This window comes from Myxococcus sp. AB036A (assembly GCF_006547355.1).
Taxonomy (GTDB): Bacteria; Myxococcota; Myxococcia; order Myxococcales; family Myxococcaceae; genus Myxococcus; species Myxococcus virescens.
The window spans coordinates 100,102-113,294 of the sequence record NZ_VHLC01000005.1; the positions used below are offsets into that span (position 1 = coordinate 100,102).

Sequence of the window (13,193 nt, forward strand, 5' to 3'; positions counted from 1 at the left end):
CCGCCGGATGAAGCGCGGGCTTTCCACTCGACTCGAGGCACGCGATGTTCAATTCCGTTCTATCCCCCAGGAGAGAGTCGCATGCGAACCCTGTCAATGCCCCTCATCGTCGCCGCCCTCCTAACTGGCTGCAGCCAGACCCCAGACCCCACGCCAACGCCCCAAGACTCAGGCGTCCCGCAGCAGGACTCGGGCGTCCCGCCGGATGACGCTGGCGTCCCTCCAGATGACGCGGGTGTTCCGCCGGACGACGCGGGTGTTCCGCCAGAAGATCCGCTTCCCACCGGCCCCCCGGTCCCGCAGGGCCCGCCCAACGTGCCCGAGTTCGATCCAGCCTTCCCCGGGCAGACACGCGTCCCGGCCATCCAGACGCAGACGCCCATCCAGGTCACCGAGATTGCCTCGGGCTTCAGGAATCCCTGGGCCATCGCCTTCCTGCCAGACCAGCGCATGCTGGTGACGGAGAAGCCCACCGGCTCGCTCTACATCGTCACGCCGCAGGGCGCGAAGTCTCCCGCCGTCGCGGGGCTGCCCTCCGTGGATGGCCGTGGCCAGGGGGGCCTGCTCGACGTGGAGGTCGGCCCCGACTACGCGCAGAGCCAGCTCATCTACTGGACCTATTCCGAGCCACGCCAGGGCGGCAATGGGCTCGCGGTGGCGCGTGCGAAGCTCGTGGACGGTGCGCAGCCTCGCGTGGAGGACGTCCAGGTCATCTTCCGCATGATGCCCACGCTCGAGTCGACGCTGCACTCGGGGGGACGGCTGGTGTTCACCCCCGACGGCAAGCTGTTCGTCACGCTCGGGGAGCGCTCCATCCTCGCGGGCCGGGTGCAGGCTCGGGAACTGAACAGCCACTTCGGCAAGGTGGTCCGCATCAATCCCGACGGCTCCGTGCCCCTGGACAACCCCTACGTGAACACCGAAGGGGCGAAGCCGGAAATCTGGTCCGTGGGCCACCGCAACGTCCTGTCGGCGGCGCTCGACAGCCAGAACCGGCTGTGGACGGTCGAAATGGGACCGCGCGGGGGTGACGAGCTCAACCGCCCCGAGGCCGGCAAGGACTACGGCTGGCCCACCATCGGGTATGGCGAGGAGTACTCCGGCGCGCCCATCCACGAGAGCCCTCGGGGCCCAGGCATGGAGCAGCCCGTGTACTACTGGGACCCGGTCATTTCTCCCTCGGGGATGACCATCTACTCGGGGGACCTGATCCCCGAGTGGCGGAACAACGTCTTCATCGGAGGCCTGTCCAGCCAGGCGCTGGTGCGGCTCATGATGCGGAATGACCGCGTGGTGGGCGAGGAGCATCTCCTCAAGGACCTGGGCGTGCGCATCCGCGAGGTGGTGCAGGGCCCCGACGGAGCCCTCTACCTGCTCACCGACGCCACCAACGGAAAGCTGCTCAAGGTCACGCCGCGCTGAAGTCACCGCCGGCCACGGCCTGCTCCACGCTCCCCGAGCGACTCGGTCCTCGGGGGGCGCGGAGATCACAACACAGCCCCTCTCCGTCCAATCCGTCCGCATTCCGGAACCGCACCAACTCCCGGGGTGTCTGGGGCCCGCGTCGAGCCCTCAACCCCGGAGTTTCCATGACGATGAGACTCGCCGTCGGCGCCCTGCTGCTGCTCTGGGGCTGCGCGACGCCTCCCGCCACCCCGCAGCGCCCCCTTCCCGCGAAGGCAGGGCTCGTCTTCCTGGAGAATGACTGGGAGGGAGCGCTCCGGGCGGGGCGGGAGGGCCGGCGGCCCGTCCTCGTGGAGGCGTGGGCCCCCTGGTGCCAGTCGTGCCGGTCCATGCGCGCCACGGTGCTGACGTCCTCCGCCCTGGATGAGTGGGCGGACCGCTTCGTCTGGCTCGCGGTGGACACGGACGCGGACACCAGCATGGCCTTCCTCCAGCGATACCCGGTGGACACGTGGCCCACCTTCTTCGTCCTGGAGCCAGAAACGGGCGCCGTCCTCGCGCGCTCGTTGGGTGCGGTGTCCCTCCCCCAGTTCCTGGGCTTGCTCGAGCAATCCGAGCGGACCTTCCAGCAAGGCCGCCTGGGCACGGAGGTGCTGGCCCGGGCGGATGCGCTCGCCCTCTCCGGTCAGCACGTTGAAGCCGCGGTGACCTATCAGCGGGCCCTGGAGCAGTTGGCCCCCGAGGACGCGCGACGCGCGGGCGCCCTCGTGTCCTGGAGCAAGTCGCTGGCCGCCACGGGCGCCTCCGCGGACTGCATGCGCGTGGCCGCGAGGGAGCTGCCGAAGCTCTCGCGCGCGGACGATCGCACGCGGCTGCTGTACGTGGGCATGGGCTGCGCGCTGGACACGAACACCGATGAGGCGCGGGCGGTGCGAGGCCAGTTCGCCGAGGAAGCAAACCGGGCCCTGGGTGCTCCCGAGACCGAGCTGACGCCGCTTCAACGCTCGTCGCTCTACGAGCTGGCTTGCGAGGCCCGTGAGGCGTCCGGGGACGAAGCGGGGCTGCGCGACCAGGCGCGGACCTGGTGGGCGTTCCTCCAGCTCCAGGCCACTCACGCGAATGGGGCCGAGGAGCGCGCGGCGCTCGATTCGCATCGGGTGATGGCCACCGCGCTGTTGGACCAGCCGGACGCCGCCATTCCCCTCTTGGAGCGCAGCGAGCGGGAGCTGCCCGGGGACTACAACCCGCCAGCCCGGCTCGCGACGCTGTACCTGATGGCCGGGAGGAAGGATGAGGCGCTGACGGCGAGCAAGCGGGCCCTGGCCCTGGCCAAGGGCGTCTCCCGAGGCACTGTGCTCGCGGGCCATGCGCGCATCCTCATGGCACATGGCGAGCGGGCACACGCGGAGCGACTGCTGACCGAGGCATTGAGCGAAATGGACCGGACGCCAGGCATTCCGCAGGACCATCTCCAGCGAAAGGTCCTCGAACGAACCCTCGCGAGGCTTCGCGCGAGCAACGGTGCGTCGCCGAAGTGAACGGCGAACGGAAGGCCGCCATGACTCGGCGCTGAGGGCTCCGCCTTACCGGGCTGGGGACGGGCGGCCAGGCGGACGGGCCCACACCATTTCGCCCGAGCCTGACCTGTTTCGCCTACGCTGCCCGCCGTCTCCTGAAAGGCCGGTGTCCGTCGCATGGGTGGTCGTGTGCTCTCTCCAGTCCTCCTCGTCGGTGCGGGAACGGGGGAGGCCACGTGCGGCATCCTGTACCTCGCGGGCTACCTGCGGCGCGGCGGCATCGAGGCCTTCGTGCGGCTGTACGACGGGGATGAGACCGAAGCCGAGGTGACACGCACCTTCGAGAGCCTCCTGCGCCGCGTACGCCCGAAGCTCGTGGGCATCAGCCTCAAGTGGTTCCACCACGTGGACCGCGCGCTGCTCATCGCGAGGACGGTGCGGCGGCTCGACCCCTCCATCCGCATCGTCGTGGGAGGCAACTCCGCGTCGTACTGGTGGAAGGAGCTGAGCGGCTACGACAGCATCGACCACATCGTGCTGGGCGACGGCGAGGTGCCACTGCTGGCGCTGTGCAATGGCGAGGAGGCGCCGCCCAACGTCGTGACGAGGAGTCCGGACGGCCGTCCGCGCCGGCTGCCGCTGGAGTACGTGCAGCGCGCCACGAACACGGACGACATCTATTACTCGCACTTCAACGACATCTTCCTCAGCCAGATGGACCAGCACTCGTTCTCCGGCTGGGTCGCGCCCGGCAAGGGGTGCGGTGAGAACTGCCTGTATTGCGGCGGGGCGCGAGGCAATCAGAAGGCGGACTTCGGGCGCGCGAAGCCCTTCCTGCGCGCCGAGGAGAACGTGCGCCGCGACCACCAGGAGATCGCCGGGCGGACGTGGCAGATGCGCTACGACTTCGCGGGCAGCACCGCCGGTTTCCTGAGCAGCACCTGGGCGGGCGTGGACCTCTCCCGCCACTGCTGCACGTACTTCCTGTGGGGTGTGCCCCGGGTGGAGCTGGTGGCGGCGCTGGCCGCGACATTCCAGCGCGTCTACATGGTCATCGACATCGGGTGCTTCTCCGAACAGCAGCGGCTGGAGCAGATGGGCCGGGGGCTGCTCAAGCCCTGCGCGAAGGACCGCGAGTTGCTGGAGGTCATCGACGCCTGCCGCAAGTACCCCAACCTGGACATCGAAATCTCCGGCATCGGAGGCCTGCCCTTCGCGAGCAAGGCCACCCTGGCGGAGGAATTGCGGCTCGTGGAGCGCATCATCGGCCTGGACTGCGTGGTGGGCTACCAGCGGCTCGAGGCGCAGCCTGGGGCACTGGTGACGCAGCACCCCGCGCGCTTCGACATGGTGACGGAGGCGAAGACGTTCGCGGAGTTCCTCGACTACTTCGAGCGCCGCGAGCCCGGTGACGTGTCCGTGCCGATGATTCGCTTCCGCGACGCGGGCCTGGAGGCGGCGGTCCAGCACACCTCCGACCGGGTGGACGCGCTGGCCTGGAAGCACCGCGACACGCGCAAGAGCGTCGCCATCCAGGGCAGGACGCGGCTGCGCAACACCGCTCCCTGGACCCAGCGCTTCACCCTGGGGGAGTGGCTGGGCAGCCACCGCGCCCCCGCGAAGCTCGCGGGTGAGGCGGTGACGGTCCTCCGCTCCGTGGATGGTATCACGATGAGCTGCGCCCCTTCTGTCAGCCCGAAACGGTTCTCCGACCCCACGCTCACGCAGGGCGAGGACGGCGCCATCCTCCTGGCCGCCCTGGCTGCCTTCGAGCACCCCACGACGGTCTCCAGCGCCGTGTCGAAGCTCGGCGCGAAGGCGCGGCTCGACCCGCATTCCGCGCGAGAGGTCATCGACCACCTGGTGGACGGACGCTTCCTCCAGCCGGCGTGAGCTTTCGCACCGAGGGGACGGCTTCACGCGACTTCGCGAGCCCCGGACGGCAAGACGGGGCTCGACTGATTCCTCGCCCGGGGAACGGTGGGGCGAATAAATCGGCCGGAAAAGGCCATGTCACATGCGGCACCGGCTGCGTCGTCCTGACGTTGAACGCAGGCACTTTCGCCCTGCACGACACTCAGGAGCCGCCCATGAAGCCCCGGATGAACGCGTTCGCCGTCGCCCCCGATGCGATGAAGTTGACGCTCGATTACGGCCAGAAGCTGCTGGAGCTGGGCCTGGAGAAGAGCCTCCAGGAGCTGGTGAAGATCCGCGCATCGCAGCTCAACGGCTGCGCGTTCTGCATCCACATGCACACCCGGGACGCCCGCGCACATGGGGAGACCGAGGAGCGCATCTACCTGCTGGACGGTTGGCGCGAGTCGCCCCTGTACACCGAGCGCGAACGGGCGGCCCTGGCCTGGACGGAGGCCCTGACGCACGTCTCCCAGACGCACGCGTCCGATGAGGACTACGCTGCCCTCGCGCCGCACTTCTCGGAGCAGGAAATCGTGCATCTCACCCTGCTCATCGGGATGATCAACACCTGGAACCGCATCTCCGTGGGGTTCCGCTCCATTCACCCCGTCACCACTCCCCGCACCGAGGCCGCCTGACGTGAATCCCGCTGACGCCTTCGACCCGCTGCGCCCCCGCTTGCTCCGCATCGCCTACCGGATGCTGGGCATCGTCGCGGAGGCAGAGGACGTGGTGCAGGAGGCGTACTTGCGCTGGCACCAGACCGACCGCGCCGCCGTGCGCGACGCCGAGGCCGTGCTTGTCCGCACGGTGACGCGGTTGTGTCTGGACGTCCTGAAGTCCGCCCGCGTACGCCGCGAGGAGTACGTGGGCACCTGGCTTCCGGAGCCCATCGTCGATGCGGTGGAGGGTGATGACTTGACGCTGCCCCTGATGATGGCCCTGGAGCGGCTGTCCCCGCTGGAGCGAGCCGCCTTCCTCCTGCACGACGTGTTCGGCATGGACTTCGAGGAGGTGGCGAAGGCCATGGGCCGGGCCCCTGCCGCGTGCCGCCAGCTCGCCAGCCGCGCACGGGCCCACGTGCGCGAGGCTCGGCCGCGATTTCCCGTGTCGGAAGCACAGGGCAGTGAGCTGGCCTCGGCCTTCTACGCCGCGTCCCGGAGCGGGGACATGGGTGCGCTCCAGGCGCTCCTGGCCCAGGACGTCGTCGTGTACTCCGACGGTGGCGGCAAGGTGAAGGCGGCCCTCAACCCCATCTACGGTCAGGAGAAGACGCTGCGCTTCTTCGAGGGCTTGCTGCGCATCACGGGCGTGAACGCCTCGCAGCGGGTGCACGAGGGATTCATCGACGGACTGCCCGCCTTCGTCACCCTGGAGAAGGACGGCACGCTCCAGACGACGGCCCTGGGCATCGAAGAGGGCCGAATCGCCACAATCTACGTCACTCGCAACCCCGACAAGCTCCAGGGCATCCGCGGGCTCGTGGGAGACAAGCTGCCGCCCTGACAGGGGCCACGGTTTCAGGCGTTCGTTCAAGGCGCGACGAAGCACGCATGGATGCGCCCGGCGTCTGTCCATTCGCCCGCTTCGGCAGGAATACCGCGTTGCGACCACCCGCCCCCGCCGTGGACCCTGCCGCCGGACTGATGTTGCAAGGGGGCGAATCATGCGTGGACTGTCAAAGCAAGCTTGTGGCTGGAGCGCGTTGCTCCTCGGGGGGCTCCTCTCTCTGGCGTGTGGCGGTGAAGCGGAGCTGTTCGAAGGCAACTCCCCTTCGAGAGAGGACGCCGAGGCCGGGCTTCATGGTCCGGGGAGCCAGGGGCCCTACCCGAACTGGACGACACCGACCTTCGCGACGGATGCCCAGGTGGCCGAGGACGGAAACCAGTTCTTCGTGGCCTGGTCCGACGGCCGCCCCGGCCGCTTCTACGCCGCGCGCGTCTCGAAGAATGGCCGGCTGCTGGACCCGGATGCCATCCCCCTCAACCCCGGTTTTCGACCCGACGCCTACTACCATGCGACCGCGTTCGATGGCCGGCAGTTCCTCGTCGTCTGGACCGGAGACACCTCCATCTTCCTGACGCGTGTCAACCGGAACGGGACATTGGATGGCCCGCCGGTCACGCTCTTCACCCCCACCGACCACCAGCCCGCGGGCTCCCCGGGCATCGCCTGCCACGACCGCAAGTGCCTGGTGGCGTGGATTGGCTTCGGCGGAACCGCCACTGGCGCGGTCCGCGGCATCACCCTGAACACGGCGAAGCCGGGCTTCGACGTCCAGGAGGTCTTCATCTCCAACCAGTTGTCTGCCATCAACTCCTATGGCGTCGCGGTGGCCTGGTCCCATGACCGGTATCTGGCGACATGGACGGACTCTCGCTTCGGCGGCCAGGACATCTTCGCCGCGAGAATCCGGCGCACGGGCGCGGTGCTCGACCCGGACGGCTTCGTCATCTCCGCTGCACCGGGCAATCAGAACTTCTCGGCGGTGACGGCGACGAAGCAGGGCTTCTTCGTCGCCTGGAGCGACGCACGCAATGGCACCCCCGACATCTACGGCGCCCGGGTGAAGGACGGGACGGCGAACGTCCTGGACCCCAGCGGCATCCCCATCGCCACCTCGGGCACGAGCGACATCACGCCCAAGGTCGCCTCCGAGGGCCACCAGGTGCTCGTCACCTGGAGCGCGCTGACGGCCGACACCGGCCGCGTCCGTGGCGCCCGGGTGAAGCTGAACGGGAACGTCCGTGACCGCCACGGCTTCGCCATCTCCCGGGGCGCGGCGGCTCGCCAGCTCGTGTCCGGCAACGTGGCCTATGCCAACGACAAGTACTTCGTCGTCTACGGGCGTGCCCCCGTGCTCGATGAACCGCCCTACCAGGTCATCGTGGGGACCCGCGTGAAGCAGGATGATGTCTTGGACATCCCAGCCATCCGCATTTCGCACGCGCCTTCGGTCGAACAGCTCGTGCCGTGACGCGCGCCCTGGGTCAGGCGTTGTAGGTCCGCTGACTCATCGTCCGGGGCGAGCACGTTGGCGGCGTCATCGCGCTCGTCATGGTGTAACCGTGCACCCGATGAGCGCGCTCGCGCTGTAGCATGCCGGGATGTTCCATGGACTCATCCTGCTCATTCCGGCGAAGGCGGACCCGGAGCGGGACGCCGTCGCGCATGCCTGGGAACTCGGGGGCGGCACAGTGCTGCGGCTGGACCGCTTCTGGAGCCCGCCCGACGTCCCCCCGGCGAGGACCCGCCTCTATGGCAACGACGCGTTCTGCCTGGTGCTGGCCCAGAAGCTGGGCCTCACGCTCGTGTCGCCTCCAGATGACCTGCTGCTGGACGTGGACCCGGCCTGGTTGAAGCGCGAGGTGCATGGCTCCACGCTGGAGCGCATCGTCACGGAGCCGTTTCCACGCTTCGTCAAACCGCGGGTGCCCAAGGTCTTCCGCGCGGCCGTGTGGAGCGGGCCGGAGCCGCTCACCGCGGAGTGCCGGGGCCTCGCACCGGAGACGCCCGTGCTGTCCTCGGAAGTCGTGACGTTGCGCGCGGAGGCCCGGGCGTGGGTGCTGAACGGACACGGCGTGACCTGCGCGCTGTACGAGGGCGACGGCGACTTGACGGAGGCACGGGCGTTCCTCGACACCGTGGCGCGGTCGCCCATGCTGCCTCGCACGTGCGTGCTGGACGCGGCCTGGGTGGAGGGCCGGGGCTGGGCGCTCCTGGAAGCCAACGCCGCGTGGGGCGCTGGGCTCAACGGCTGCAACGCGGCCGAAGCCGCCCGCTGTATCGCCGAAGCCACGCGCGCCTGAGCCGCCTCACTTCCAGGGGCGACGCGTGGCCTACGCGCCCGTCCACGGGTCGCGTTGAACGCGGAGGCCTCAGCGGCTGAACATGGCCTTGACGCGCAGGTCGTTCTGCTGACGGACCTCGGCGACCTTCGTCACGTCGGCAGCGGCCAGGGCCTTTGGGAGCTTATGGCAGTGACGCCCTCGACGCCGCGTGCGTTCGCTAATGAAATGTCATGCCCCAGAGCCTTGAGGTGCCGCGCCAGGGTCGCTCCAAGGTTCCCTGCGCCGATGATTCCGATGTTCATGGGACGAGCAACCTGATGAGGCGTTCCTTGGCTCGCTCGTCATTCCATCGCGCGCCCCTGCACCTGTGAGAGCAGTGCGCCCGTGGACAGGTCGAAGATGCGCGCGGGCATGTCGTTGGCAAGCATGACGAGCGCCTCGTTCCGCGGGCCACGGAGAAGGCCGGGAACGGGAGAGGGAACTCGTGCTGAAACGCTCCCGTCCCTGCATCAAGGACGCGCACGCTGAGATGACGGGTGCCGCCGCCACGGGGAGGACCCTGCTGGGAGCAGGTGGCCAGGTCGACGCGCCCGAGCGCCCCCGGCATGGCTCGGTGCATCAATCACACATGCGCCATGAACAATTACAGCAACACATCAAGAGGTTGTCTCTGCCGCGCGGGCTGGCAAGGCTGTGCCCCATGACACACAAGCGGCTGAAGAGGATTGGCATGGTGGGCGGGGGCGCCATGGGGTGCGGTATCGCGCTCGAGCTCGCCATCGCCGGCAGGCAGGTGGTGCTCTACAACACGCGCGCCGACAGCAGCGAGCGGGCGCGCGCGAAGCTGGAGCGAGATGCATCGCTGATGGTGGAGACGGGCCTGCTCGCCCCGGAGCAGGCTCCCGCCGCGCTCGGACGCATCCGCCGAACCACAGTGCTCGCCGAGGCCGCCGTGGAGCAGGACCTGGTCATCGAGTCCATCCCCGAGGACCTCGCCCTCAAGCGGCAGCTCTTCCGCGAGCTGGACCAGCTCGCGGCCCCCGACACCCTGCTCGCCACCAACACCACCGCGCTGAGCGTGACGGCCATCGCCCAGGACTGCACGCGGCCCGAGCGCGTCCTCTCTGCCCACTACTACCTGCCCGCGCACCTCATCCCGCTGGTGGACATCATCCCCGGCGAGAAGACGTCCCCCGACGCAGTGGAGACGGTGCGGCGGTTCATTGAGGAGCTGGGCAAGTCGCCGGTGGTGTTCTCCAGGGACGTGCCGGGCTCGGTGGGTCCGCGCCTGCAGCAGGCCCTCATCGGCGAGGCCATCCGGCTGGTGCACGAGGGCGTGGCCACGCCGGAGATGGTGGACCGCGTGCTCACCCAGGGCGTCGGACGGCGCCTGGGCGCTTCGGGTGTCTTCGACCGGCTGGACCTGGTGGGGTTGGACTTCATGACGGCCCTCCTCCGCGGCACCGGCCGCCCCGTGCCGCCCGTGCTCGCGCAGAAGGTGGAGCGGGGCGAGCTGGGCCAGAAGACGGGCCAGGGCTTCTACACCTGGACGCCCGAGTCCACCGCCGCCTACGAGGAGCGCATGGCCCGCCACCTCGCCACCCAGCTTCGTGAGGACCGGGCGGCGGGCCGCCTCCGCACTCCCACGGCGGAGCTGGCGGAATGAGGGCGGAGACCGTCCTGCTGGATTCGGCGGTGCTCTCAGACTTCCTGGTGGACGCCATCCGCGAGTACACCACGTGCACCCCGGAGGTTCCGCCCCGGAGCTGGGCCGTCCTGCTGGGCCGCGTCGGCGGCGACGCCATGCGCGTGGAGCGTGTTCGCTTCGCAACCAACGTCCGCGAGACGGATGAGGGCGTGCTCCAGGAGTTCGACACCACCATCATCCCCCGCTTTGGTGCCTGCTACGCCAATGGGCGTCGTGGCTTCTGGTGCGAACCGCAGGAGTTGCTGCGAATCACCACCGAGGCTGAGGCCCAGGGACTGGAAGTGCTCGGCTCCATCCACCTGCACCCGGACTGGCACCGCATCGGCCCGCCCCACGAGCGCGGCCTGCGCGTCAGCCAGGAGCCCACCCCCATGGACCGACACCTCTTCCAGGGCAGCGGCTGGCCGCTCAACATGATTCTCTACCTGGAGAGACGCGAGGGCCGGCTCTATCACTCGATCGGAGCGTGGGCTCCGCCCGATGACCAGGAGGCCGGTGCGGGCTGTCGCGCGCTGGCCATCCGCGTGGAGACTCCGGAGCGGTGAACCGTAACCGTCGGTGCCCATGGCGAATCTCACCCGCGCTCCGCTTGCCGTCACCACCTCCAGCAAGGACTCGGCCGCGGCGCGCGCCATCGGCACCTGCACCGGCAACAGCCGCACCGGCTCGGCTCGCGTCTTCCCAGACCGTCGCCTACGGTACACCCACGACTGTAACGTGCTCAGTCGCACGCCTCTCGCTGACGCGAACTCCCGCTGCGCCTGCCCACTGGCCTCGAACGCTTCCGCGACGCGGCCCCACTCCTGCTTCTCCACCTGCTTCGACATGCCCGAAGGCGCCCGCCGCTACCGCCACCCCCGGCAATCCCTCGCCGCGCGTCGTTGGCCGGACGGATACAGCGCCGGGGCGAGCCCATGGACTGCGATGGGGTGGTTCAAACCTCGTCGAACTTGCCACCGAAGATGCCGTTCGCCTCGAGGGCATCCTTGATCTCCTCGTCAAGGATGATGGGCTGCGGCCACCCCCAAAGTCGAAACACGCGAGCCCCTGTCACCTTGGCCTTGTCGATACGCAAGCCAATGACGGAGCGATACTCGCCAGCCCGGTCCGCGTGAAGCTCTTCGTCAGCAGAAAACTTCTGCACTTCCCTGCATGCAGCCTCGTCAATGCAACGAAGCTCTCGTGCAATATTCAGAATAAAAAACGGCCTTATCTGCCCGTCCACGTCGACCGGGAAAAGCTGCACGTCGTCGGGGGCCATCTCGCGAAACACTGACGCGACTCGCTCACTGACAACCGGCGTTAGCCCAGTTCCTGCAAACCCGATATCGAGTGGTTCCCCAGGTTGCTCGATCGGAATTCGCAAACGCTCGTGTAGCTCGACCGGCTTCCCTTGAACGAATAGCCAAGGGTCCTCGATTTGCTCTCCTCTCGTGTTGACAGGATCATCGAGACGCCACCGCCCGCCCTTGACATACACGTCCATTTTCAAACCATAGAAGTGCCGTTCCATGACCTAATTCCGAGCCCCCTTCGTGATGAGGACGCGCAGTTCCGACCCCTCCATTACGAGTTCCCGAGCAATCTTGGCAAGCTCTTCCACCAGCGAGGCATGGCAACGCTCAACTCCACGGCATCGGCCTGTCGCCTGATTAATGCGCTCGAAGACGGCTTCGTGATACTCACGCGGATGCGGCCCCTTATGCCCCCTGATTCGCACAAGATTCTCGGGATCATCTAGCTTCATTCCCGCACGTCTAAAAATTCGCTCAAACTCTGGCGTCCACGGGCCACCGGTCACATCGGAAACAGTGTTCTTATCCGTGCAGATGTGATGCACATTGCCATCGGGGTCGCCCCGGATTCCCCCGACAGCGCCCACCGCAGCCCCAGTGCCCTCGCCTGCGCCCATCGCGACTGAGGCAACTGCCGTCGGTGCGAGTGCCACGTTCAGCATCCCAGCCGACGAAATCGAGATCGCCTGAACCTCCCCCGCCAGCGCGCCCGATAGCTGGAAGCCCCCCTCAAGCTGCGCCCGGGAAGCAGCCTGAGCAAAGCCCGGCATCTTCGGTCCCTGTGCCGCCATCGCGCTCGTCCCGCCCAGCGCCGACAGCGCCACGATCACCAGAACGCGGGCTCCGTTGTCCCCCAGCACCTTCCCGAAGCGATGCCCGGCCCTCTCCAGGTCCGCGAAGCCCGCTGCGTCACGGGATTCGTCGAGCAAGCGCAGAAACCCCTGCCCGAGCTTCCACACAGGCCCCGTCCCGAGATAGGCGATGAGAGAGGCCGTCAGGGCAATCGCGATGACCTTCGTAATGGGCTCGGGCGCGACCAGCATCACGAGCGCCGTCCCAATCATCGTCGTCACCATCGCCCGCAGAGCAGCAGGGTTCACCATGTCGCGAATCGCGTCCTCGACGCCCTCCCACACCGTGTCGAGCGCGAAGTAGAGCGCGAGCATCCGCCGCTCCGAGGGGCCCAGCGAAAACCCACCGGACAGCATGCTCAGGCAGCTATGGGGCTCGTCCTGCCGCTGGCAGATGCGTTCGTATGCCGAAGGAAATGACCTGCCTTTTGCGCCGTCAACGAGCCCTCCGGAAGACGCGAGCAACGAGCGGCGACCGTCCTCTTCAACCTCCCTGAAGGCGACGTCGAGCCTCATGTCGAGCACGAGTTGCGCGACAGCACGTTTGAACTCGTCTTTGCCTATCTCGACAGGGTCGGACTCAACTGGGGTGAAGGCGATTGGTTCTCCGCGCCCAGCGTGCAGATGCACGACACGAGTCGACGCGCACCCGCTCGCAAGCAGCAACAGTGCAGCCATTCCTAATGCTCTCATGTGGCCCCGGGTCAGCC

12 protein-coding genes are annotated in these 13,193 nt (G+C 68.1%); 9 read left to right on the forward strand and 3 right to left on the reverse strand.

Annotated features, from left to right (window positions below; genetic code table 11):
* The first annotated feature begins 81 nt into the window (after positions 1 to 81).
* The 7 genes from FL344_RS03550 to FL344_RS38915 all read left to right on the forward strand — a co-directional run bounded on the left by FL344_RS03550 (position 82) and on the right by FL344_RS38915 (position 8,647).
* Positions 82 to 1,422, forward strand: a complete 1,341-nt coding sequence (locus FL344_RS03550; RefSeq protein WP_194862977.1) for a PQQ-dependent sugar dehydrogenase — start codon at positions 82 to 84, stop codon at positions 1,420 to 1,422.
* A 167-nt stretch (positions 1,423 to 1,589) separates the two neighbouring features.
* Positions 1,590 to 2,942, forward strand: coding sequence for a thioredoxin family protein (locus tag FL344_RS03555; RefSeq protein ID WP_141617522.1), 1,353 nt, complete (start codon positions 1,590 to 1,592; stop codon positions 2,940 to 2,942).
* A 156-nt stretch (positions 2,943 to 3,098) separates the two neighbouring features.
* Positions 3,099 to 4,814 carry a radical SAM protein gene (locus FL344_RS03560; RefSeq protein ID WP_141617523.1) on the forward strand — a complete coding sequence of 572 codons (1,716 nt, stop codon included), beginning with the start codon at positions 3,099 to 3,101 and terminating at the stop codon, positions 4,812 to 4,814.
* 197 nt (positions 4,815 to 5,011) lie between these two features.
* Positions 5,012 to 5,476: a carboxymuconolactone decarboxylase family protein gene (locus FL344_RS03565; protein WP_141589371.1), complete on the forward strand. Its 465-nt coding sequence runs from the start codon at positions 5,012 to 5,014 to the stop codon at positions 5,474 to 5,476.
* 1 nt (position 5,477) lies between these two features.
* Positions 5,478 to 6,344, forward strand: a complete 867-nt coding sequence (locus tag FL344_RS03570) for a sigma-70 family RNA polymerase sigma factor (RefSeq protein ID WP_141589370.1) — start codon at positions 5,478 to 5,480, stop codon at positions 6,342 to 6,344.
* A gap of 160 nt (positions 6,345 to 6,504) precedes the next feature.
* A complete protein-coding gene (locus tag FL344_RS03575; RefSeq protein ID WP_228564754.1) occupies positions 6,505 to 7,815 on the forward strand; it encodes a hypothetical protein in 1,311 nt (436 codons plus the stop codon).
* A 130-nt stretch (positions 7,816 to 7,945) separates the two neighbouring features.
* Positions 7,946 to 8,647: an ATP-grasp domain-containing protein gene (locus FL344_RS38915; RefSeq protein WP_228564755.1), complete on the forward strand. Its 702-nt coding sequence runs from the start codon at positions 7,946 to 7,948 to the stop codon at positions 8,645 to 8,647.
* Between the two features lie 131 nt (positions 8,648 to 8,778).
* Here FL344_RS38915 and FL344_RS03585 read toward each other — a convergent pair whose 3' ends face one another.
* Entirely contained in the window at positions 8,779 to 8,931 is a 153-nt protein-coding gene (locus tag FL344_RS03585) for an NAD(P)-binding domain-containing protein (protein WP_228564756.1), read from the reverse strand.
* A gap of 398 nt (positions 8,932 to 9,329) precedes the next feature.
* Between FL344_RS03585 and FL344_RS03590 the strand changes: the two genes are divergently transcribed.
* Together FL344_RS03590 and FL344_RS03595 are read left to right on the forward strand one after the other, a co-directional pair.
* Positions 9,330 to 10,295, forward strand: a complete 966-nt coding sequence (locus FL344_RS03590) for a 3-hydroxyacyl-CoA dehydrogenase family protein (protein ID WP_141617524.1) — start codon at positions 9,330 to 9,332, stop codon at positions 10,293 to 10,295.
* Positions 10,292 to 10,882 carry a hypothetical protein gene (locus FL344_RS03595; RefSeq protein WP_141617525.1) on the forward strand — a complete coding sequence of 197 codons (591 nt, stop codon included), beginning with the start codon at positions 10,292 to 10,294 and terminating at the stop codon, positions 10,880 to 10,882. The genes FL344_RS03590 and FL344_RS03595 overlap by 4 nt, the downstream gene beginning before the upstream one ends.
* 389 nt (positions 10,883 to 11,271) lie before the next feature.
* On the opposite strand, the gene FL344_RS03600 is transcribed toward FL344_RS03595, so the two are convergent.
* Positions 11,272 to 11,850 carry a DUF1629 domain-containing protein gene (locus FL344_RS03600; RefSeq protein WP_141617526.1) on the reverse strand — a complete coding sequence of 193 codons (579 nt, stop codon included), beginning with the start codon at positions 11,848 to 11,850 and terminating at the stop codon, positions 11,272 to 11,274.
* Positions 11,851 to 11,853: 3 nt separating this feature from the next.
* The gene (locus FL344_RS03605) at positions 11,854 to 13,176 is read right to left on the reverse strand and encodes an AHH domain-containing protein (protein ID WP_141617527.1); all 1,323 of its coding nucleotides are present in this window, start codon (positions 13,174 to 13,176) and stop codon (positions 11,854 to 11,856) included.
* Positions 13,177 to 13,193: the final 17 nt, after the last annotated feature.